26 protein-coding genes are annotated in these 22250 nt (G+C 47.6%); all 26 read right to left on the bottom strand.

Annotated elements, in window-relative coordinates; genetic code table 11:
* Positions 1 to 13: 13 nt before the first annotated feature.
* The 26 genes from rplN to I6E38_RS01875 all read right to left on the bottom strand — a co-directional run bounded on the left by rplN (position 14) and on the right by I6E38_RS01875 (position 22111).
* Entirely contained in the window at positions 14 to 379 is a 366-nt protein-coding gene (rplN, locus tag I6E38_RS02000) for a 50S ribosomal protein L14 (protein ID WP_235392422.1), read from the bottom strand.
* A 3-nt stretch (positions 380 to 382) separates the two neighbouring features.
* The gene (gene rpsQ / locus I6E38_RS01995) at positions 383 to 649 is read right to left on the bottom strand and encodes a 30S ribosomal protein S17 (RefSeq protein WP_094879342.1); all 267 of its coding nucleotides are present in this window, start codon (positions 647 to 649) and stop codon (positions 383 to 385) included.
* 2 nt (positions 650 to 651) lie between these two features.
* Positions 652 to 846, bottom strand: coding sequence for a 50S ribosomal protein L29 (gene rpmC, locus I6E38_RS01990; protein WP_022158817.1), 195 nt, complete (start codon positions 844 to 846; stop codon positions 652 to 654).
* A gap of 3 nt (positions 847 to 849) precedes the next feature.
* Entirely contained in the window at positions 850 to 1278 is a 429-nt protein-coding gene (rplP, locus tag I6E38_RS01985) for a 50S ribosomal protein L16 (RefSeq protein ID WP_235392421.1), read from the bottom strand.
* Positions 1279 to 1293: 15 nt separating this feature from the next.
* Complete coding sequence (rpsC, locus tag I6E38_RS01980; RefSeq protein WP_235392420.1) at positions 1294 to 2019, bottom strand: 30S ribosomal protein S3; 726 nt, start codon at positions 2017 to 2019, stop codon at positions 1294 to 1296.
* An 8-nt stretch (positions 2020 to 2027) separates the two neighbouring features.
* The gene (gene rplV, locus I6E38_RS01975) at positions 2028 to 2432 is read right to left on the bottom strand and encodes a 50S ribosomal protein L22 (protein WP_235392419.1); all 405 of its coding nucleotides are present in this window, start codon (positions 2430 to 2432) and stop codon (positions 2028 to 2030) included.
* Between the two features lie 35 nt (positions 2433 to 2467).
* The gene (gene rpsS, locus I6E38_RS01970) at positions 2468 to 2734 is read right to left on the bottom strand and encodes a 30S ribosomal protein S19 (protein WP_007899787.1); all 267 of its coding nucleotides are present in this window, start codon (positions 2732 to 2734) and stop codon (positions 2468 to 2470) included.
* 17 nt (positions 2735 to 2751) lie between these two features.
* Positions 2752 to 3576: a 50S ribosomal protein L2 gene (gene rplB, locus I6E38_RS01965; RefSeq protein ID WP_235392418.1), complete on the bottom strand. Its 825-nt coding sequence runs from the start codon at positions 3574 to 3576 to the stop codon at positions 2752 to 2754.
* 8 nt (positions 3577 to 3584) lie between these two features.
* Positions 3585 to 3929, bottom strand: a complete 345-nt coding sequence (gene rplW, locus I6E38_RS01960; protein ID WP_235392417.1) for a 50S ribosomal protein L23 — start codon at positions 3927 to 3929, stop codon at positions 3585 to 3587.
* Positions 3930 to 3944: 15 nt separating this feature from the next.
* Positions 3945 to 4574, bottom strand: a complete 630-nt coding sequence (rplD, locus tag I6E38_RS01955; protein ID WP_235392416.1) for a 50S ribosomal protein L4 — start codon at positions 4572 to 4574, stop codon at positions 3945 to 3947.
* Positions 4574 to 5188 carry a 50S ribosomal protein L3 gene (gene rplC, locus I6E38_RS01950; RefSeq protein ID WP_235392415.1) on the bottom strand — a complete coding sequence of 205 codons (615 nt, stop codon included), beginning with the start codon at positions 5186 to 5188 and terminating at the stop codon, positions 4574 to 4576. The genes rplD and rplC overlap by 1 nt, the downstream gene beginning before the upstream one ends.
* A gap of 28 nt (positions 5189 to 5216) precedes the next feature.
* Entirely contained in the window at positions 5217 to 5522 is a 306-nt protein-coding gene (gene rpsJ, locus I6E38_RS01945) for a 30S ribosomal protein S10 (RefSeq protein ID WP_007899799.1), read from the bottom strand.
* Between the two features lie 272 nt (positions 5523 to 5794).
* On the bottom strand, positions 5795 to 7909 hold the full coding sequence (gene fusA, locus I6E38_RS01940) for an elongation factor G (protein WP_235392414.1): 2115 nt from the start codon (positions 7907 to 7909) through the stop codon (positions 5795 to 5797).
* A gap of 23 nt (positions 7910 to 7932) precedes the next feature.
* Positions 7933 to 8409: a 30S ribosomal protein S7 gene (gene rpsG, locus I6E38_RS01935; RefSeq protein ID WP_235392413.1), complete on the bottom strand. Its 477-nt coding sequence runs from the start codon at positions 8407 to 8409 to the stop codon at positions 7933 to 7935.
* 145 nt (positions 8410 to 8554) lie between these two features.
* Entirely contained in the window at positions 8555 to 8938 is a 384-nt protein-coding gene (gene rpsL, locus I6E38_RS01930; protein WP_094879331.1) for a 30S ribosomal protein S12, read from the bottom strand.
* 235 nt (positions 8939 to 9173) lie between these two features.
* Positions 9174 to 9491, bottom strand: a complete 318-nt coding sequence (locus tag I6E38_RS01925) for a nucleotidyltransferase domain-containing protein (protein WP_235392412.1) — start codon at positions 9489 to 9491, stop codon at positions 9174 to 9176.
* A 2-nt stretch (positions 9492 to 9493) separates the two neighbouring features.
* Positions 9494 to 9928, bottom strand: a complete 435-nt coding sequence (locus I6E38_RS01920) for a nucleotidyltransferase substrate binding protein (protein ID WP_235392411.1) — start codon at positions 9926 to 9928, stop codon at positions 9494 to 9496.
* Between the two features lie 158 nt (positions 9929 to 10086).
* Positions 10087 to 10410 carry a DUF3467 domain-containing protein gene (locus I6E38_RS01915; RefSeq protein ID WP_235392410.1) on the bottom strand — a complete coding sequence of 108 codons (324 nt, stop codon included), beginning with the start codon at positions 10408 to 10410 and terminating at the stop codon, positions 10087 to 10089.
* Positions 10411 to 10561: 151 nt separating this feature from the next.
* On the bottom strand, positions 10562 to 11473 hold the full coding sequence (locus I6E38_RS01910; protein ID WP_235392409.1) for an endonuclease/exonuclease/phosphatase family protein: 912 nt from the start codon (positions 11471 to 11473) through the stop codon (positions 10562 to 10564).
* Between the two features lie 42 nt (positions 11474 to 11515).
* The gene (locus tag I6E38_RS01905; protein ID WP_235392408.1) at positions 11516 to 12469 is read right to left on the bottom strand and encodes a transporter; all 954 of its coding nucleotides are present in this window, start codon (positions 12467 to 12469) and stop codon (positions 11516 to 11518) included.
* A 379-nt stretch (positions 12470 to 12848) separates the two neighbouring features.
* The gene (locus I6E38_RS01900) at positions 12849 to 14063 is read right to left on the bottom strand and encodes an NADP-dependent isocitrate dehydrogenase (protein ID WP_235392407.1); all 1215 of its coding nucleotides are present in this window, start codon (positions 14061 to 14063) and stop codon (positions 12849 to 12851) included.
* A 207-nt stretch (positions 14064 to 14270) separates the two neighbouring features.
* A complete protein-coding gene (locus I6E38_RS01895) occupies positions 14271 to 16511 on the bottom strand; it encodes a hydratase (RefSeq protein WP_235392406.1) in 2241 nt (746 codons plus the stop codon).
* Positions 16512 to 16640: 129 nt separating this feature from the next.
* Positions 16641 to 18479, bottom strand: a complete 1839-nt coding sequence (gene citC / locus I6E38_RS01890) for a [citrate (pro-3S)-lyase] ligase (protein ID WP_235392405.1) — start codon at positions 18477 to 18479, stop codon at positions 16641 to 16643.
* 59 nt (positions 18480 to 18538) lie between these two features.
* The gene (citX, locus tag I6E38_RS01885) at positions 18539 to 19108 is read right to left on the bottom strand and encodes a citrate lyase holo-[acyl-carrier protein] synthase (protein ID WP_235392404.1); all 570 of its coding nucleotides are present in this window, start codon (positions 19106 to 19108) and stop codon (positions 18539 to 18541) included.
* Between the two features lie 942 nt (positions 19109 to 20050).
* Positions 20051 to 20608, bottom strand: a complete 558-nt coding sequence (locus tag I6E38_RS01880; RefSeq protein WP_235392403.1) for an RNA polymerase sigma-70 factor — start codon at positions 20606 to 20608, stop codon at positions 20051 to 20053.
* Positions 20609 to 20731: 123 nt separating this feature from the next.
* Positions 20732 to 22111 carry an ATP-binding protein gene (locus I6E38_RS01875; RefSeq protein ID WP_235392402.1) on the bottom strand — a complete coding sequence of 460 codons (1380 nt, stop codon included), beginning with the start codon at positions 22109 to 22111 and terminating at the stop codon, positions 20732 to 20734.
* Positions 22112 to 22250 lie beyond the last annotated feature (139 nt).

Genomic DNA, 22250 nt, shown 5'->3' with positions numbered 1-22250 from the left:
TGCGTTTTAATCATTAAAGAACCTCAGGTGCCAAAGAAACGACCTTCATATTCACTGCACGCAACTCACGGGCTACCGGGCCGAAGATACGGCTACCACGGAGCTCACCTGCGTTGTTGAGCAGTACGCATGCGTTGTCGTCAAAGCGGATGTATGAACCGTCAGCACGACGGATTTCCTTCTTTGTGCGAACGATCAAAGCCTTAGATACCGCACCCTTCTTCAAATCACTTGATGGGATAACGTTCTTGACAGCAACGACAATAACGTCTCCTACGCTTGCGTAACGACGGCGTGTGCCACCGAGGACACGGATGCAGAGAGCCTCACGAGCGCCGCTGTTATCACATACTGTAAGTCTTGATTCTGACTGTATCATATTTTACTTAGCTTTTTCTACGATTTGTACTAATCTCCATCTCTTGGTCTTGCTCAAGGGACGGGTCTCCATGATGAGAACTGTATCGCCAATGTTAGCCTCGTTCTTCTCGTCATGAGCATGGTATTTCTTTGTCTTCTGGACGAACTTACCATAAATAGGGTGCTTCTCCTTGAACTTAGCTGCAATAACAATGGTTTTATCCATCTTGTTGCTGATAACGACACCCTGTCTTGTTTTTCTTAAATTTCTTGTTTCCATCTGGACCATTGTTATTTGTTAAGTTCTCTCTGGCGGATCTCTGTATTCAGACGTGCTATGTCACGACGAACAGCTTTAATCTGTGATGGATTCTCAAGCGGAGTAACTGTGTGGTTGAGCTTCATCTGAGCGAGCTTCTCCTGGAGGTTCTCCTTAGTTTCTGCCAATGTCTTGGCATCCATTTCTCTTACTTCTTTGATCTTCATAAATTAAGCGTTTTTGTCGTAGTCGCGTCTTACAATGAACTTAGTCTTAACCGGCAGCTTCTGGGCTGCGAGGCGAAGAGCCTCCTTAGCGATGTCGAAGCTTACGCCTTCCACCTCGAAGAGGATGCGTCCGGGAGTAACCGGTGCTACCCATCCTGCGGGATCACCCTTACCTTTACCCATACGTACGTCGGCAGGCTTGCGAGTGATTGGTTTGTCCGGGAAAATGCGGATCCAGACCTGACCCTGACGCTGCATGTAACGGTTTACTGCAACACGGGCAGCCTCGATCTGACGGCTGTCGATCCACTTTGCCTCAAGTGTCTTGATGCCGAATGAACCAAAAGCCAACTGTGTGCCTCTGTGAGCGTTGCCTTTATTGCCACGTCCATCTTGAGGTCTTCTATATCTTACTCTTTTTGGCTGTAACATTGTAGTCTTTTACTTTTAACGGTTATTGTTTCTCTTGCGGTTACCGCGGTTACCACGGCCGTTGTTTGAACCACCGTTCTGCTTCTCCTGAGTGAAGTTAGGTGTGAGGTCACGGTCACCGTAAACCTCGCCACGGCAAATCCAAACCTTGATTCCGAGGAGACCTACCTTAGTGAGGGCCTCTGCCTGGCAATAGTCGATGTCTGCGCGGAAAGTGTGCAGTGGGGTACGTCCCTCTTTGTACATTTCCTTACGTGCCATTTCGGCACCGTTCAGACGGCCAGTGATCTGGATCTTCACGCCCTCGGCACCAGCGCGCATAACGTTCTGGATAGCCATCTTGATAGCGCGGCGATAAGCGATCTTGCCCTCTACCTGGCGAGCGATGTTGTTGCCCACGATAGTAGCGTCGAGATCAGGCTTCTTCACCTCGAAGATGTTGATCTGGATGTCCTTCTTGTAGAGCTTCTTGAGCTCTTCCTTGAGCTTGTCTACATCCTGACCACCCTTACCAATGACGATACCCGGACGGGCTGTGCAGATTGTGATAGTGATGAGTTTCAGTGTGCGCTCGATAACGATCTTTGAAACGCTAGCCTTCTCAAGACGCTTGTTGAGGTAAGTACGGATGTTCTTATCCTCTACGAGGTTGTCTCCGAAGCTCTTGCCACCGAACCAATTTGAATCCCAGCCGCGGATAATACCGAGACGGTTGCTTATTGGATTAACTTTCTGTCCCATTCTACTTATTATTTTTCGTCATTAGTTTTGGTATCAACAAACAGAGTAACGTGGTTGCTACGCTTGCGGATGCGGTAGCCGCGACCCTGCGGAGCCGGACGCATGCGCTTCATAGTAACACCTTCGTCAACGAACACCTTAGAGATGAAGAGTTCGCCGTCCTCAGCCTTGCGGTCATTCTTAGCTTCCCAGTTTGCAATAGCCGAACGCAACAGTTTCTCAACGTCAACAGCAGCCTGCTTCTTAGAGAAGCGGAGTACGCCGAGTGCGCGGTTAACCTCCAAGCCACGAACCATGTCTACAACGTAGCGCATCTTGCGTGGTGAAGAAGGAACGCCGTTGAGCTTTGCGAAGTACAAGTTCTTACGGGCTTCTTTTCTTTTTTCAGCCGATATATGTTTTCTTGCTCCCATTATTTGTTTCTATATTTAAAATGGTTTAAACCCGCTTACTTTCTGTTACCTGAGTGGCCACCGAAGCGACGTGTCGGAGAGAACTCGCCGAGCTTATGTCCTACCATGTTCTCAGTGATGTAAACAGGGATAAATTTGTTTCCGTTATGAACTGCAACAGTGTGTCCCACGAAGTCAGGTGAGATCATTGATGCTCTGGCCCAAGTCTTGACAACTGTCTTCTTGCCACTCTCGTTCATGGCGAGAATCTTCTTCTCAAGCGACACGTTGATATATGGACCTTTTTTTAATGAACGACTCATAATTTACTCTTGTTTGATTATTTGTTAGCTCTTTCGATGATATACTTGTTAGACTGCTTCTTAGGTGCACGTGTCTTGAGACCCTTAGCATACAAGCCCTTGCGTGAACGTGGGTGTCCACCAGACTGACGGCCTTCACCACCACCCATCGGGTGATCAACAGGGTTCATAACAACACCACGGTTGTGAGGACGACGGCCCAACCAACGAGAGCGACCAGCCTTACCTGACTGCTCAAGAGCGTGATCAGAGTTTCCTACACTACCAATTGTGGCCTTACAAGCGCTCAACACCTGGCGTGTCTCACCAGAAGGGAGCTTAATAACACAGTAACTGCCTTCACGAGAAGTCAACTGAGCGAAATTACCAGCCGAACGAACGAGCAGAGCACCCTGGCCTGGACGCAACTCAATGTTGTGGATCACAGTACCAACGGGAATGTTTGCGAGCGGAAGAGCATTACCTACCTCAGGTGCAGCCTCTGCACCAGACATAAGCTTAGCGCCTACTTCCAGTCCGTTAGGAGCAATAATGTAACGTTTTTCGCCGTCAGCGTAGAACAGGAGAGCGATGCGAGCCGAACGGTTCGGATCATACTCGATTGTCTTCACTACAGCGGGAACACCATCTTTCTCTCGCTTGAAGTCGATCAGACGATACTTACGCTTGTGACCGCCGCCCATGTAGCGAACTGTCATCTTACCGGTGTTGTTTCGACCACCAGTAGCGCGCTTTCCGAAAACGAGAGACTTCTCTGGCACGGATGCAGTAATCTCCTCGAACGTGCCAATAACCTTGTGTCTTTGTCCCGGTGTAACCGGTTTAAATTTACGTACTGCCATTTTTTATTTTAGATATTGCTGTAAAAATCAATTACATCGCCCTCTTTCAGAGTAACGATAGCTTTCTTGAACGAGTTCTTCTGTCCACGAACGAGACCCTTGCGTGTGTAACGGCTCTGGCGCTTGCCAGCATGTACCATTGTGTTCACGTCGAGTACAGTAACGTTGTAACGTGTCTCGATTTCCTTCTTAATCTCAAGCTTGTTAGCCTCGGGAAGCACGATGAAGCCATACTTTGTCTCGGCCTTCTTTGTGCGCTCCTGACCCTTAACCTTATATGTCTTGGCTACAGAAGACTTGTCAGTGATCTTGGTCATCTTCTCGGTAACCAACGGTTTTACGATGAATGTCATGTCTGTTGCCTCCTATTATTTTGTTAAGATTGAGTCGATAGCCTTGAGCGAATTCTCAGTGATTACGAGCACGTCTGAGTTCAAAACCTTGTAGGCATTGAGGGCTGTTGCTGTCATCACTTCAGCACGCTGCAAGTTACGAGTTGACAAATATACGTTTTTATTTACTTCCGGCAAAAGAAGAAGGAGCTTTTTGCCCTCAACTTTCAGATTTTTAGTAATGTTTACGAAATCTTTAGTCTTTGGAGCCTCCATTGCGAAGTCTTCTACTACTACGATAGCAGCCTCCTGAGCCTTGTAAGACAGAGCTGACTTACGAGCGAGAGCCTTCACCTTCTTGTTGAGCTTGAAGCTATAGTTGCGTGGCTTCGGACCGAATACGCGGCCACCACCTACGAGCACCGGTGAGTTGATATCACCACGGCGAGCACCGCCGCCGCCCTTCTGGCGACCAAGCTTACGGGTAGAACCGCTAACCTCGCTACGCTCCTTTGACTTAGCTGTGCCCTGGCGCTGGTTAGCGAGGTACTGCTTAACGTCGAGGTAGAGAACGTGATCGTTAGGCTCAATTCCGAAGATTGCGTCGTTCAACTGAACCTTTCTTCCGGTCTCCTGACCGTTGATATTTAATACGCTAACTTCCATTATTTCTTGATTAATACGGTTGAACCATTGCATCCGGCTACAGAACCCTTAACGATAATGAGGTTCTTGTCCGAGATTACCTTTAACACTTTGAGATTCTGGGTTGTAACGCGGTCGCCGCCCATCTGGCCGCCCATGCGCATTCCCTTGAATACCTTTGCTGGGTAAGAACAAGCACCGATAGAACCCGGCTTGCGAGCGCGGTCGTCCTGACCGTGAGTGCTCTGACCTACACCACCGAATCCATGACGCTTAACAACACCCTGGAAACCTTTTCCCTTAGAGGTGCCTACAATGTCAACGTATTCTACATCTGCGAAGAGATCTACGGTGATAACATCACCGAGGTTGTACTCCTCGTCAAATTTGAACTCGGCCAAGTGCTTCTTAGGTGTTGTACCTGCCTTCTTGAAGGTGCCCATCATAGGCTTAGTGGTGTTCTTTTCCTTAGCCTCACCATAGCCCAGCTGAACTGCCTTGTAACCGTCTGTTTCAACGGTCTTGACCTGTGTTACAACACATGGACCAGCTTCGATAACAGTGCACGGAACATTCTTACCGTCGGCACTGAAAACGGATGTCATTCCGATTTTTTTTCCAATTAATCCTGGCATTTCAAATGAATATTAAAAATGAAAATTACTATACTTTGATTTCTACTTCTACACCGCTGGGAAGCTCGAGCTTCATAAGAGCGTCAACTGTCTTAGCTGTTGAGCTATAGATGTCGATAAGACGCTTGAAGTCAGAGAGCTGGAACTGCTCACGTGATTTCTTGTTAACGAAAGTACTGCGGTTTACAGTGTAGATACGCTTGTGTGTAGGCAATGGAATTGGACCGCTTACGATAGCACCAGTAGCCTTCACAGCCTTTACGATCTTCTCAGCTGACTTGTCTACGAGCTTGTGGTCGTAGCTCTTCAGCTTGATACGAATTTTTTGACTCATAATTGTATTTAAAGTTTATAATGCAATTCTTAATTGGCGCGTTCAGCGTGATTATGGTCTCAACTTGGAGTGCTGAACAGCCGAAAAAAGGAGGTGGGGTACGTCACTTAAGAGTCATTCGCTAAGCGACGCCCCATGTCCCTTTAGTTTTTTATCTTGTGAGATAAACCTGAAGAGAGGAGTCAGGAGTTAAGCCATTTGCTTGGTTTGCCAAACATTTGGCTTAACTTCTGTATTCTTCAATTCTGAATTCTTCTCGTTTAACGTGCTGATTACACGAGGTCTGCGCGACCCTTAACCTCCTCGAGCACTGCCTTAGCGATAGCGCTTGACAGAGGAGAGTGATGATCGTACTCCATAGAGCTTGTAGCACGACCTGAAGTGATGGTACGGAGAGCGGTTACATAACCGAACATCTCTGACAGTGGCACCATAGCCTTAACGATACGGGCGCCAGAGCGAGCCTCTTCCATGCCTTCTACCTGACCACGACGCTTGTTCAAGTCGCCGATTACGTCACCCATGTTCTCCTCAGGAGTAACAACCTCTACCTTCATGATAGGCTCCATAAGAACCGGACCTGCCTTCGGGCAACCGTTCTTGTAAGCATTGAGGGCAGCAAGCTCGAATGACAACTGGTCAGAGTCAACCGGGTGGAATGAACCATCGGTGAGGACAACCTTCATGCCAGTCATAGGATAGCCACCGAGGATACCGTTCTTCATGGCGTTCTCGAAGCCCTTCTGAACTGAGGGGATGAATTCCTTAGGAATGTTACCACCCTTAACCTCGTTAACAAACTGCAAGTCGCCTTCCTTGTAATCCTCGTCCTTCGGGCCGATTGTTACGATGATGTCAGCGAACTTACCACGACCACCTGACTGCTTCTTGTAAACCTCGCGGAGCTGTACAGGCTTAGTGATAGCCTCCTTGTAGTTAACCTGAGGCTTACCCTGGTTACATTCAACCTTGAACTCACGCTTCAGACGGTCGATGATGATGTCGAGGTGAAGCTCACCCATACCAGAGATAATGGTCTGACCACTCTGCTCGTCGGTACGAACGGTGAATGTCGGGTCCTCTTCAGCAAGCTTGGCAAGACCGTTATCGAGCTTAGCGATATCAGCCTGGCTCTTCGGCTCAACTGCGATAGAGATTACAGTATCAGGGAATGTCATTGACTCGAGCACGATAGGATGTGCCTCGTCGCAGAGAGTATCACCTGTGCGGATATCCTTGAAACCTACACCTGCGCCGATATCACCAGCGTCGATTGATTCCATAGGAATTTCCTTATTTGAGTTCATCTGGAACAGACGTGAGATACGCTCCTTCTTGCGTGAACGTGGGTTGTAAACGTAAGAACCAGCAACTACCTTACCTGAGTATACGCGGAAGAATACCAAACGGCCCATGAACGGGTCGGTAGCAATCTTGAACGCAAGAGCCGAAGTAGGCTCTGTCTCAGAAGGCTTACGATCCTCCTCTTCCTCAGTGTCAGGGTTTGTACCTACGATAGCGGCTGTATCGAGAGGTGAAGGAAGGAATGCGCAAACGTAGTCGAGAAGTGGCTGAACACCCTTGTTCTTGTATGAAGAACCGAGGAGCATAGGAGTAAGTTCCATTGAGATTGTACCCTTGCGGATAGCTGCGATAAGCTCCTCCTCAGTGATTTCCTCACCCTCGAGATACTTCTCCATGAGAGCGTCGTCGAAGTTGGCAGCAGCTTCTACCATCTTGTCACGCCACTCGTTAGCCTCGTCAACGAGGTCGGCAGGAATTTCCTCAACATCGTACTCAGCACCCATTGTCTCGTCGTGCCACAGAATAGCCTTCATCTTGAGAAGGTCTACAACGCCCTTGAAGTTCTCCTCAGCTCCGATAGGAATCTGGATAGGACAAGGATTAGCACCGAGGATGTCCTTCATCTGCTGTACTGTCTCGAAGAAGTCAGCACCTGAACGGTCCATCTTGTTAACGTAACCGATACGAGGAACGTTGTACTTGTCGGCCTGGCGCCATACTGTCTCAGACTGTGGCTGAACACCGTCGGCTGCAGAATAAGTAGCAACTGCTCCATCGAGTACACGCAGTGAGCGCTCTACCTCAGCGGTGAAGTCAACGTGTCCCGGAGTGTCGATCAAGTTGATCTTGTACGAGTTGCCAAGATAGTTCCAGTTACATGTTGTAGCAGCAGATGTGATAGTGATACCACGCTCCTGCTCCTGAACCATCCAGTCCATTGTGGCAGCACCGTCGTGAACCTCACCAATCTTATGAGTCTTACCTGTGTAGAACAGGATACGCTCAGAAGTAGTGGTCTTACCGGCATCGATGTGGGCCATAATGCCGATGTTACGAGTCAAATGTAAATCGCGATTTGCCATTTTCCTTTTACCTTATTATTATATTAGAATCTGAAGTGAGCGAATGCGCGGTTAGCCTCGGCCATACGGTGCATATCTTCCTTACGCTTGTAAGCACCACCCTGGTTGTTGTATGCATCCATAATCTCAGCAGCAAGCTTGTCAGCCATGCTCTTACCACCACGCTTGCGAGCGAAAGCGATAAGGTTCTTCATTGAGATGCTCTCCTTGCGCTCCGCACGAATCTCTGTCGGAACCTGGAAAGTAGCACCACCGATACGGCGGCTCTTTACCTCAACCTGCGGAGTGATGTTGTCGAGGGCCTGCTTCCAAATCTCGAGAGCCGACTTCTCTTCCTTAGCCATCTTCTCCTGAACTGCGTCAAGTGCATTGTAGAAGATTTCGTATGAGGTATTCTTCTTACCGTCATACATCAAGTGGTTTACAAACTTAGAGACCTTCTGGTCGTTGAATTTCGGATCCGGAAGGATCACGCGCTTCTTTGGTTTTGCTTTTCTCATTTTGTTTTGAAAAAATTTGTCTGCGTGGGGTTGTTTCTTACTGTTCTTCAACGCCCTCTCTTGGGCATTTACTCAACCTGTCTATTAACAATTCTCCAGCAAAACGATTTTAAAAAATACGTCCGACAATTAAATTATCTTCTGATTACTTCTTGGCTGCCTTAGGACGCTTAGCTCCGTACTTTGAACGACGCTGTGTACGGTTTGCAACACCTGCCGTATCGAGTGTACCGCGAACGATGTGATAACGTACACCAGGAAGGTCCTTTACACGACCACCGCGAACCAATACGATTGAGTGCTCCTGAAGGTTATGACCCTCTCCCGGAATGTATGAGTTAACTTCCTTAGAGTTTGTCAAACGTACACGGGCAACCTTACGCATTGCCGAGTTAGGCTTCTTAGGTGTTGTAGTGTAAACACGAACGCAAACACCACGACGCTGAGGACATGAATCCAGAGCCGGTGACTTGCTCTTGTCTACGAGCACCTTTCTGCCTTTTCTTACCAACTGTGAAATTGTAGGCATAATTCTAATTTTTAATTTATATATTTTTTATTTCAATTGTCGATCTTATAAAACAGCTAATATCAAGCCGTTTTCGGGGTGCAAAGGTACGAACTTTTCTTGAAAATACCTAATATATAAAATTACAATCTTACTGCTGTGGTATAAATTTATGGTTTTACAGGCTATTTTAACGATTTGTTAACAATTCGAAAACAAATAAGCCCATCTTAGCCAATAATTACAAATTAAAATCTCAAAAACTTGTAGAGCGTTGATACACAACCACTCCCCACTTATCCACTTCATCAAGCAGGGCTTTATTGCCGACACGGTTGCGCGCACACAGATCAATCTGCCATGGCAACAGCAAATCGTCCAGCCGAGCATCTATCATAGACAAATCACCGATAGTCAAGCGTTCGCCTTCCAGCATTATATCAATATCAGAGTTGGAACGGAAATTTCCTTTTGCCCTTGACCCATATATCAGGGCGCGCTGTACATTTTTTACCGACGACAAGACATTAACAATTGCTCGAAGATTGTCGACACCTAATCCAAAGTCTCTCATTATTAGGCAAATATATCATTAGGAGTTGATGTCGCCAACTCATTCATTTTATAGTAAAAAGCTGTCAGCTCGGGATAGAATACATTCAGTATATTATCTACTACATCACTAGCAATATCCCCATTATAATTGTGCGATGTCTCGTTACGACTTTTTATCATATCCATCCATATCTGTCCGTCAGGTATTAAGTTCATTTCGAAGGCTTTACGCGTGGCATCACGTGAACCACCGATACCATCATAACCTTGATACTCAGCATACGCTTTCATCAACTTCCACGACAATTCATGCGTAAGCTCAAAACGTTGTACAAGCCCGTCACGCTCAAAATCATTGAGCGCTCGCAACTTACTTGCGTTAACAATTTCAGCCAAACGCGATAATGCTTTGTGATAACTTTCAAGTCGTTGTTCCCAACGTGATAAATCTGTCATGTCTACCGTTTATATCATATAATGTATAATGTTGCAAACTTACAGAAAAATAGCGAGAATCAGAACATAACAACAAAAAAAATGCAACAAAAAAGGCAGACAAGCTAAAATAAAAAGCCTGTCTGCCGTAATCTCTTTGTTCTCTCGTTACTTAACGATTATGCCTCTGCCGGCTGCTCAAACGGAGTAGCTGTGCGTGGCTGCTGCTGTTCGGGCAGATTGATCTTGCCGAAGTTCTGCTCGTATTTTACGATATTATCGTTGAGGGCCATCAAAAGACGCTTTGCGTGCTCGGGAGCCATCACTACGCGGCTGCGAACCTGCGGCTGCTGCATACCGGGAAGCATGCATGTGAAGTCGAGGATGAAGTCTGACGAAGAGTGAGTGATAAGCGCGAGGTTAGCGTATACTCCTACTCCGATTTCCGGCTTCAGCTCAATCTGAAGACCCTGGGGCTGCTGATTCTGGTTGTTTTCTTCCATTTTCTTATTTGTTTAGGTTTAAAAATACGTTGTTTAACTCAAAACAATACGCCCCGCGCAGCCATAACCTTGCATGGTTTGGCTTCGTGGGGCGTATGTTTGTAATGCAAAGATAGCATTTTGTATGCTAACCTGCAAATTTTTATACGATTTATTTCATTTTCAATTTCACAAAAACGGGATAGTGGTCTGACGGCAATAGGCGCTGTGCCGGGCGGAAGTCTATCTCCTGCGGAGCGTCGCTTGCCTTGTTTGCCTCATCTACTTTTGGCGCTGTCCAATAGCAGTCGGTGAGAATTGCGTAGTTGTCAACGAGGAAATTGGACGACACAAACACGTGGTCGATACGACTGTCGGTGTAGGTATCGTTGTTGTAAGCATTGAAAGTGCCGTTCTCGGCATAGCGCAGACGGGCTGCGGTATAGCTGTCGCGTAGCAATCCCGAATTAGTGAAGATAGCATATATCTCGTTGTTTTGGTCTACATTGAAGTCGCCCGTGAGTACCACTGGCGCATCGCCTGCTATCTCGCGTATCTTTCGCACAACGAGTTTTGCACTCTCACGACGTGCCACTATGCCCACATGATCCATGTGGAGGTTGAAATAGAAGAACTTCATGTGCGAACGCTTGTCCTCGAATTTTCCCCAAGTACATATTCTGATACATGCCGCATCCCATCCGAGATTGGGTCGTGTTGTGTCCTCAGACAGCCAGAACTGTCCTTTGTCGAGCAGTCGAATATTGTCTTTCTTGTAGAATATGGCGGCATACTCACCCCCACGCTTGCCGTCATCACGACCTACACCTATATATTCGTAGCCGTCGAGCGTAGCGAGCATGTCCTTCAACTGCGGATACAGAACCTCTTGAGCACCGAACACATCGGGTTGTTCGAAGTTGATGATGCCGCAAACACGCGGACAACGCTGTTGCCAGCTGTTTCCGTTCTTAGCATCCGAATTATTCTGGTAGCGTATATTGTACGAACCGACAAAAAGGTTTTGGGCATTCAGCCCCATTGCTGCCATGACAAACAGCAGCGACATAATGATTTGTTTCATTTCTTGTTTTTAGGTTTATTATAATTATGATTGAAGTCTTGTTCAACTGCGCTTGCGCTGCGCGTCCCATATCTCCCAACTGTTTATTATGTTCTGCCAAAGGATATAGCATCCGGGACCAACTGACGACAGCGGCGTGAGATAGGCGCAGGCAATCCATATTGCAAATGCCGTGTTTTTCTGTCCGAGCGCCTGACCAGCGTTGATTGTCTGACCGAAGCGCGAGCCTATCGCCCTGCCGCAGGCAAACTGGAACAGACATAGCAGTAGCGAGCACGCTGCGATAGTTAGCAGGAATGTCACAGTTGTGTTGGCATGAAGGATGTTCTTCATCGTGGTGCCCGAAACTATCAGCAACGAACATCCCCAAAGATAATACGAAAGGTCTTTCACAGATGTAATGCACTCGCATAGTCGCTTGGCATGATGCTTCACGAGATATGCCAATATCATCGGCACCACCAGCACCGTGAATACCTTATATAATATGAGCGTGAATGCCTCTAAGAAATGTATGTCGGCAGCCTTGTCTATCATCGGAAAGCAAACGGGGATGAGCAGCGCTGTGATAAGGTTGGAGACGAAGGTGTATGTAGTCATCTCCTCAAGGTTGCCTCCGAGTTTTTGCGTGACAACGGCAGCTGCCGAAGCGCAAGGACAAATGATACATGTCAGCACAGCTTCGGCAAGCGTCAGGCTGTCGCCCGTAAGATTAAAAGCCATGATTACTGCCACAACCGCTGCAACTGTCAGCACCTGAAACACGCCTATCCACAAGTGCCAAGCCACGGGGCGCAACTTGTGGAAGTCGACCTTGCAGAACGTCACGAACAAAACAAGGAACATGAACGTCGGGAGCATCGTGTCGAACACTGGTTCGGCTGCCGTTGCAAATCCGTCGAGCGCAGGCACGAGTGCAAAAATCAGATAAACGATTATGCCGGTGCCAATAGCTACCGGCAGAGTCCAGTCTTTTATGAATCTAATCACCTGCATATAGTCATTACTTTGCGTTAAGCAAGGGCAAAAGTACAAAATAAATGGCAATATAAAGGGCAAATATCAATAAATATGGTTCATACGATATTTGTGACAACTAATATGCACTGGCTAACTGCTCAGGAGGGTGTGTCATAACTCAATTATACGGGCTGAAAGCCCAATAAGCACATAGCCCAAGGCAGCGCCTTGGGCTTACGGATTGATAAAAGCAAAACGCCCTGCAAGGGCAAAAGCATTGATAATTAACGCTTTTGCCCTTACAGGGCGCATTGTTATTTGGGACATTTTACCCAGGGCGTTGCCCTGGGCTATGGGCTTCTGCCCCTTCGGGGCGTGCTGCTGTGACTTTTGACACGCCCTCGCTTCAATCAGTTTATGCCTCAAGCTTCTTCTCCAGACGCTCGCGTATTGCAGCGATGAATCCGGCAGAAGTCTTAGTCTGCGGAGTAACGCCTTCCATCAATCCAGCGAGGTCCTTAGTTACGATGCCTTCGTTGAGGGTATCGAAGCAAGCAGCCTCAAGCTGGTTACCGAAGTTAACGAGTTCGGGCAGGTTGTCCATCTCGCCGCGCTTGCGCAATGCACCGCTCCATGCGAAGATAGTAGCCATCGGGTTGGTAGATGTCTCTTCACCCTTAAGGTACTTGTAGTAGTGACGTGTCACTGTGCCGTGAGCTGCCTCATACTCATACTTGCCGTCAGGCGAAACGAGTACAGAAGTCATCATTGCCAATGAGCCGAATGCTGTAGAGACCATGTCCGACATAACGTCGCCGTCGTAGTTCTTGCAAGCCCAGATGAAACCGCCCTTCGAACGGATAACACGAGCTACAGCGTCGTCGATAAGAGTATAGAAGAACTCCAATCCGCGCTTCTCAAACTCTTCCTTATACTCCTCGAACACTTCGTAGAAGATGATCTTGAACTGAGCGTCATACTTCTTAGAGATGGTATCCTTTGTAGAGAACCAGAGGCTCTGGTTGGTGTCAAGAGCGAACTTGAAACATGAGTGAGCAAACGAACGGATAGACTTATCGGTGTTGTGCATAGCCTGGAGCACGCCAGCGCCCTTGAATGTATGCACTACAACCTCCTCGTGCTTGCCGCTTTCGCCGTCGAATACAAGCTTGGCAACGCCCGGCTCGTCAGCGCGAATCTCAACGCTCTTGTATACGTCGCCGTATGCATGACGTGCGATAGTGATAGGCTTCTCCCAGTTGCGCACTGCGGGATGAATGCTCGGGATAGTGATAGGAGTACGGAAAACGGTACCGTCGAGAATAGAACGGATAGTGCCGTTCGGACTCTTCCACATCTGGTGGAGCTTGTACTCGTCCATACGCTGATGGTTAGGTGTAATGGTGGCGCACTTCACAGCCACACCAAGACGCTTTGTAGCCTCAGCAGCATCCTTTGTTATCTGGTCGCCAGTCTCGTCACGCTTTACCAGTCCGAGGTCGTAATATTCTGTTTTGAGGTCAACGAACGGAAGGATAAGCTCATCCTTGATCATCTTCCACAATATACGGGTCATTTCATCGCCATCCATCTCCACAACCGGAGTGGTCATCTGAATTTTCTTTTCCATAGTAGTATGATTTTTGAGTTTTGAATTTTGAGTTTTGAATTGTTGCGCGGAGCGCAATTTTGAATTTTGAATTTTGAGTTTTGAATTGTTGCCAAAGGCAATTTTAAGTTTTGAATTTTGAATTGTTGTCTGCCAATTCCAAATTGAATAATTCAAAATCGGCGTAGCCGACAATTCAAAACTCAACATTCAAAATTCCTAATTGCTTCATCTTTTCGATGAAGCATAGTAATTCATCAAGCATCCGTCTGCCAGGATCTGACGCTCGTTGGCTGTCAGGTTCTGGAAGAAGAGGTGGATAGGCTTAACGCCGTCCTTGGTGATTACCTGAGCGTCAATCTCCTCCTTGCCAGCGAGTATAGCCTCGCGAATGCCAGGGATGAATACCTTATCGCCCGGTTCGTAGTTGAATTCTACATCCTTAGCGATGGTGAACGGTACGATACCCCAGTTGATACAGTTAGAGCGATAGCGCTTTGTAGCATACTCGTAGCAGATGTTGGCGTCGCCACCGAGCACCTTCTGGCAGCTGGCAGCCTGCTCGCGTGCCGAACCGTCGCCCGGACGATTAGCGAATACGCATGAGCCGAACGATGTATTCTCAGCAGTAGCGCCTACAGCCTTCAATGCCTCAGCCACATTCTCGCTTACATTACCCTCACGGCGTGCGAGGTCCTGCTTCTGTATCTCCTTGCTCAGTCCTACATACTCAGGTACGCGGCGTGAGAGGGCAAACTCAGAGAGTTTCAACGGGTTAGAGCGGTAAGAGCTTGTCTCGCCTGAAGGAATGAGTTCGTCGGTTGTTGTCACCGGGTCGTGGATAACGGCAGCAAGCTCTACGAGCATGTTCTCCTGCATCGGATACATCTTAGGCCAGTCCTTGATGTTCGGACCATAGCGAAGTTCGGTCTCTGGCTTAGCCTTGCCGAATCCGTTATATACGCGGCACTTGTAAATCTTGTCGTCGTATACGTATGGCTTGTGTGTGTTCTCGTATTCTACGTCGGTAGCTGCTGTGATAACACCGCCGTTGGCAGCTGTAGCAGCTATAGAGCGTGCGTCCATAAGGGCTACCAATGAGAGCTGTCCCTGACCCGGCTTCGATCCCTCGCGGTTGGGGAAGTTACGTGTTGTATGACGTATACTCAAACCGTTGTTTGAAGGAACGTCGCCTGCGCCGAAACACGGACCGCAGAATGCAGGCTTCATCACAACGCCTGCCTCAATCAGGTCGGCTGTGATGCCCTCGCGTGTCACTGCCATAGAAACCGGAGTTGACTGCGGATAAGCCGAAGCTGTGAAGTAGTCGTTGCCGATGTTCTTGCCCTTAAGGATAGCGGCAGCCTCAGCGAGGTTGTCGTATGTACCGCCCGAGCAGCCAGCGATAATACCCTGGTCGGCCTGTACCTTACCGTCAACCACCTTGTCAACAAGATGTACGTCCACCTTATCACCGAAACGCTTCTTTGCGTCTTCCTCTATGCGTGTAAGTATACCTACCGGGTCGGCCTGAAGCTCATGGATTGTAACAGCGTTCGACGGGTGGAACGGCAGTGCAATCATCGACTCCTGTGTAGAGAGGTCGATGCGTATCATCATGTCGTAGTAAGCTACGTCGCCCGGCTTCAGTTCACGATAGTCCTGCGGACGCTCGTGGATTTCGTAGTGGTGCTTCACCTCTTCGTCGGTCACCCAGATTGAGCTCAAGCAAGTGGTCTCAGTAGTCATGATATCGATACCGTTACGGAAGTCGATAGGCAGGTTCTTGACGCCAGGGCCAGCAAACTCCAGTACCTTATTCTTAACCACGCCGCTCTCGAATGTAGCCTTAACGAGCGAGATGGCAACGTCGTGCGGACCAACACCCTTCTTAGGTGCGCCCTCAAGCCATACCAATACCACCTCAGGTGCGTTGATATCCCATGTGTTCTTAAGAAGCTGCTTGACAAGCTCACCGCCACCTTCGCCGACACCCATGTTGCCCAATGAGCCATAGCGTGTGTGTGAGTCAGAGCCGAGTATCATGTTGCCGCACTTCACCATCATCTCGCGGGCATACTGATGGATAACAGCCTGATTGGCAGGAACGTAGATACCGCCATACTTCTTGGCAGCCGAGAGACCGAATACGTGGTCGTCCTCATTGATAGTTCCGCCCACAGCGCAGAGTGAGTTGTGGCAGTTGGTCATTGCGTAAGGCAGCGGGAACTCCTCGAGTCCACTGGCGCGTGCAGTCTGAATGATACCAACGTATGTTATGTCGTGCGACATCATAGCATCGAAGCGGATGCGCATCTTGTTGCCCTTACCACCGTCGACATCGTGCGAACGCAAAATACCGTATGTGATTGTATTCTCGCGGGCCTCATCGGGGGTCATGCCCTGATAGTTGTCGCGGATTTCAGTTCCGTTAAGGAGATAGACTCCATGATTGATAAGTTCCACCATAATGTCAATGTTTTTAGATTTTCAAAATATAAAGTTAGTAATTATTTATCATTCTCCATTGTTTGCGTTAACAAAATCACCTAAAAGGTATTAAAAATACACTTTTTCGGTATATTTGTTGCAAATAATTCAATCTTTTCGGGTTATTCCGAACAAAAAGACAACCAACGCCAACATGTCGGCACTGCCTCCAGGCGATATGTTCCGACTCACAAAGTCGCGGTTCATGTCTTCTATTCCTGCCTCCGTGAAGTCCTCAAGCAAGCGTCTTGCCTCGGTCTTCACTTGCAGCATCGTGTCGTAGTCGGTGCGATATACGATGTTGGTATCGTCGAGGTCGCACATGATACGCAGCAGGGTCTTGTGCTTTACGTACGAGTCATCGCCTTTGATGCGTGTCTCGTAGAATGGTAGCCATTCGCCGAAGAGTTGGCTGTAGCCTTCGCGGGCATTGTCGAGCGCACTCTTTAGCTTGCGCCCTGCCTGGGCAAGCTGTTTGGCACGGCTGCCATGTGTGCCGCTGGTGTCGGGAAAACCGTTGGCCAATTGTATTATTGTCGTAGAGATCAAGCTGTTCGGCACATACTCTTTCCCGTGAGTAGTAGTTGCCACTTCGCCTCTACCTATTATATATGTCGCTGCTGTCACTGCCAGTCCCATCGAGAAGAGCGCTCCCTTGTAGGTGTTCACGCCTCCCGTCGAATTGAACATAGCCTTCTCGGCTTCTATGCCTATGCGCACTATTTCATCGTGGGCGGGCAGTTGGGGGCTGTCGTAGCCCAGTGTGGCGAGCCTTACGAAGTATGGATGCATTGCACGTATGCTGCGCATCATCAGTGCGTGGTCCATATCGCGGTGTGCTCCGCTGTCGTGGGTGTCCACGAGTCCCGGCTTTGGCGTAGTGTTCAGCTCTGCCTTCAGTGCCCGTGTTGCCAAGTGGGCTACTATATAAGGTACGGTGGTTGGCGGAACGAGTCGTGCAGCCTGTGCGAGATGATTCTCCACTATCGCCTTGCGCACTCTTGATGCGCTCACCGCTACCCCACTCTGCTGCAGTCGTGCCACCTCGCGCACGTCGGGCAGCATGCTCTTCATCAGTTCGTTGTAGCGTCGGGTCAACGGGTCGTCGGGTTCGGTTCCCACGAAGCGCACCGTTGCGCCCAGTGCCGGAGCTATATGTCGTCTATATAGGTCGATGTCGAGTGTCATCTGAGTGTCTGACGCATCCGACAGACACTTCAGAAAGTACGTTGGAAATGTGGTTGCACTGATTGAGTATTCGCTACCGTCGCACACCACTACATTGTCCAAGTGTGCCACTCCACGGCTGATAATAGCCTTTCGTTCGTCATAGCTGAACATCGAGCAGTCTTCTCTCACCACCAGTATATACAACGTCTCCACTTGCTGTGCCGCCTGCTCTATCAGATAGCGGTGGCCGAGCGTGAACGGGTTGCAGTTCATTATGATTATACCGCTGGGCGGAGCAATCGGTTGTGGAGTTGAGGGGTTGAGATGGTGAAGTTTGCCATTGGATTTTTCACTTTTCACTTTTCCCTTTTCACTTTTCAACTCTTCACTGTACCTCTTTATTCCTCCAATGCCCGTCTCCATCAGTATAGCCTTTGGCGCTTCGGCGAGGAGTCGGAACGACATGCTCTCGAACATCCTTTGGTTTTGCGGCTTGGTGAAGAGTTTCACACATTGATGTCCATCGGCGTTGGCTTGTGCTATCAGGTGCGACACAATCTGGTTGGCTACAGCCTCACCCTTGTGTCCGTCAGCCACTGCCACGCATTTTATTACGCCTCCCTTTAGTCCACCACCGGCTACTATTTCGTCGGTCGTCTCGTCGACGAGAGTGGCGTAGTAGTCTACATCGTCAAGACGCAAGCCGTTGTCGCCCAGAAACTGTTCTATGCGGCGACGTTGGCGCGGTATGGCTGGATTGAGCTGTATTATTTCCAATGTAAGATGCGGATTGTTAAATGTTAATGATAATCGTTAGTTGTTTGATTCGTAAAGATTTAAGCTTGCTGTTGCAAGGCATAGTCGTCAGTCATCTGCTTTATCCTTGCCCATATTTCCTCTTGTGTGTGCCATCGCATTCGCATGCAATATCTGGCTTCATGGTCGCATACGAGGCAGCGACGTGGCTGTCCTCCTACTCTGTCACGCGACACCGGAATGCCTTGTGCGTCAATCACGTCGATGTCGAAGAGTCGACCCAACGGATGTGTGTCCTCAATATCTACCGCCACGCGCTTGGCTTCAAGCAATGGCAGCGGGGTAATCAGATAGGCTTCGTAGCCTGTATTAAGGTCGCGTTCTACAAGGCATTCCCCTGCTTCAGTCTTTAGTTCATTGGTTAGTAATTCTGTTTCAGGTAATAGGTCATCACTTATATTATATGCTTTTCGCATAGCCTTCACGGCTGCACGTGCTACAATGAGCGATTGCTGATTACGCTTCACGCTTCCTGGCATAACCACCGTCAGACACACCAGTGTCTTTCCCGAGTGTTCAGCCATCAGTTTTTGCTGCATAGCATGGCGTGCGTCGCGGCTCGCCAGAAGTTCGTCAAGCGTAATAGGCATATTTTTCATTTCATGAGTATTTAAAGGGTTATTCGGCTAATGGCATTGAGCCATATATACGACGTATCTCTCACAAATGTTTTTATCATTGTGAGGGCGATCTTAAAGCAAAATGAATAGGGAATGAGGGCATCCACCGCAATGGTTTTTAATACTATCCACGTAAATACGACAACACTCCCTTCCATAAAATGCTGAAAAGAACCGCCTTCGATACTTACGCTCACGCGAGTGGTATGTATAGATTTAATTTTATGGCGTAAAGTTACATCTTTTGCTCGAAACAAACAAATTTTTGGAGCGAAAAATTCATACAATCCTTCATTATAGACTACTTTGCTTGACAAATGTAAAATCATAGGAGGCTATAGCGTCCCCGCTATAGTCTGCGCAATCAGCTATAACTTGCTGACATTCAGCTTGCGCAGACTACGGCGAGGACGTCATAGCCTCCTATGAGGGGGATGCAAATATTGTACAAGCAGTAAAAAAGTGTTACAAATAAAAATCTGATTATAGAGATTTGGTGAGCGGTTTTTGATGGTTTTTTCAACGTTCATCCCTACCCTACTGCTCATTCAAGCCTTCTTTCCCCTGCAACTGTAGTCCTTTTACAACTCAAAAGGGCTACAGTTGGAAGGCAAAAGGACTACAGTCTGAGTGCAAAAGTTGTCCTTTTGCCATAAAATGTAGCGTTTTTACGTTGCGACAATTCGCGCCTCAACGTCTCAATTCTAATAACTCATTGAGTATAAACAACATAACAAAAACCGCTCAAAACTCGAGAATTTCGCGCCAAAGATTTCCTTGTGCGTTCAACTCGCAGTTTTGAGCGGTTAGGAATGCAAATATTGGAACGACGGACTCCCGTCCGACGCACATTTTTCATTTAAATAGCAGAAACATCTACTACTATCCCACATAACATCATATAGGATATGCTTATACTATTAATGTGAGCATCAGCAACAGTTCGTTTGTTCCGAGACGTTGGCGGAGCGACTGAATGGCTCTGAGTTTGTGTACACGTACGGTTTCTTCGGCTATGCCCATAGCATCGGCAATGTCGTGGTTCTTCTTACCGCTCATGTACATTGAGAAAATGTCACGCTGACGCGGCGACAGTTCGTCGATAGCATTGAACAGTCGCTGGTATACCTCAGCCGTGAAGAAATCGTCGTCATCGTTGGGGTTGTCTGTGCCTTCGGGAATTCCCGAAAGCATTTCAGCATAACGCCACTTCACCTTCTGGTGGCGTATGAAGTCGAGTGCACGATGGCGCACACTCATATAAAGGAAAGCGCGAATGTCGGTGTCATCGTCAATTTCATCGCTTCGTTCCCATAAGTCGACAAACACTGACTGGACGATGTCCTCGGCAGCCTCACTGTTTGCAGTCATACGCACTGCATAGACAGCCAACGACTCGTAGCAAGCATCATATAGCTTACGAAAGCCCTCGGGAGTAAAAAGGTCGAGATGTTTAAAATCAGTGTTCATAATAGTATGCTAAATAGCAATAATATCTTATCAAATCGCAAAGATATACATATTTTTTAAATTGTTGGCAACTTTAGGAATTATTTTGTTATAAATGTCGTCTTTTCGGGGAACTAAAATAAACTATTCTGGCACTGTCGGAATTTCAGGAATAATGCAGTCACTGTCTGCAACAGACAGATTCTTAAAGAACATTACGTAATAAACGGGCATATATGTTATGCCTTTATCATCATACACTTTCTGTTCATTGCTTAAAACGACTGCACGACAGATGTGATAGTCGGGAGTGGCTATAAAACGGTCGAGAGCGCTATGCACCTTATAGTCCTTGCCCGATTTAACTTCTATAGGCAACACCGTAAGACTATCATAGTCGTCGATAAGGAAATCGACCTCGCCACGCTGCTTGTTGTCGTAATAATGCAGTTGGAAGCCATGGGCATGGAGTTCCTGCGCCACTACCGACTCATACACCGACCCAAGGTTTATACTAAGCACATCACCAAGCACAGCATTGACATTAGTTCCAAAAAGCAAATTTGTCAGTAACCCTACATCACTAAGATATAATTTCAGGAGATTCTTGCTTTCTGACTCCAACAACGGGAACTTAGGATTGCTTATGGCACGCACCTGCAATACTACACCTGAGTTGGTGAGATACTCAAACTCCTCGGCATAGTCGCTATACTGCTTGTGTCCGGATTTTCCCTCTATGTTCTTTACAATGATACGCTTCTTCTTGTTCTCCATATTGGAAGGTATAAGGTCGTAAATATTGCGTATCACAAGTTTCTTCTCCTCGTCATACTGCGAAGCGTCTATCCGATACAGAGTATGGATGTCGCGCTGAATGCTGCGCACTTGCGTTATGTTACGGTTTTCCAAAAACTTGTTTATTGCATCGGGCATACCTCCTACCAACAGATATAGTTTGAACTGTTGAAGCATATAGTTGTGCATGGAATCGTTGAGCGACTGTCGATTCTCAAAGCTTCGCCTTACTCCATCAATTGTATTCTGACCACATCCCATGGCAAGCAGAAACTCCTCAAAATCCAAAGGATACATCTGCTCTATAGCGATACTGCCTATAGGTACGGATGGAGTCTGTGCAAGAGCTACGTCAAGTTCCGAACCACTCGCAATGTAGCGATATCTGCCTTCTTCGTTCAGAAATTTCAGCATGGTCATCAAGTGAGGATAGCTCTGTATCTCGTCAAGGAAAACAATAGTGTCTTGCTTGTCGCCGAGCTTGTCGCCAGCAATGGCGCCCAGCTGTAGATAGAAGTCGTCGACACTTCTCACCGATTGGAATATGCCCATACCTTCCTTGTCTGCCTTCAGATTTATCTCAACGAAATTCTTGAACAGCTGCTTTCCGACATATCTGATGATATACGACTTTCCTATCTGTCTTGCGCCATTGACAAGCAGAATTTTACGAGGTTCATTATTGAGGAATTCCTCCAAACGTCTTGCAAACTTTCTATATAGCATATATTAATTCCTTTTACTTATTGATATTCTGCATGTTACAGTTGCAAAGATAACAATAAAAAGCAAGCAAAACAAGACTTTTCAGGAATTATTCCATGTTTTTACATGCTGTTTTCAGGAATTATTCCGTGTTTTAAGG

This window comes from Leyella stercorea (assembly GCF_021531355.1).
Lineage (GTDB): Bacteria > Bacteroidota > Bacteroidia > Bacteroidales > Bacteroidaceae > Prevotella.
Note: the sequence above shows the minus strand (reverse complement) of the source record. Positions and strands in the feature narration are given on the sequence as shown.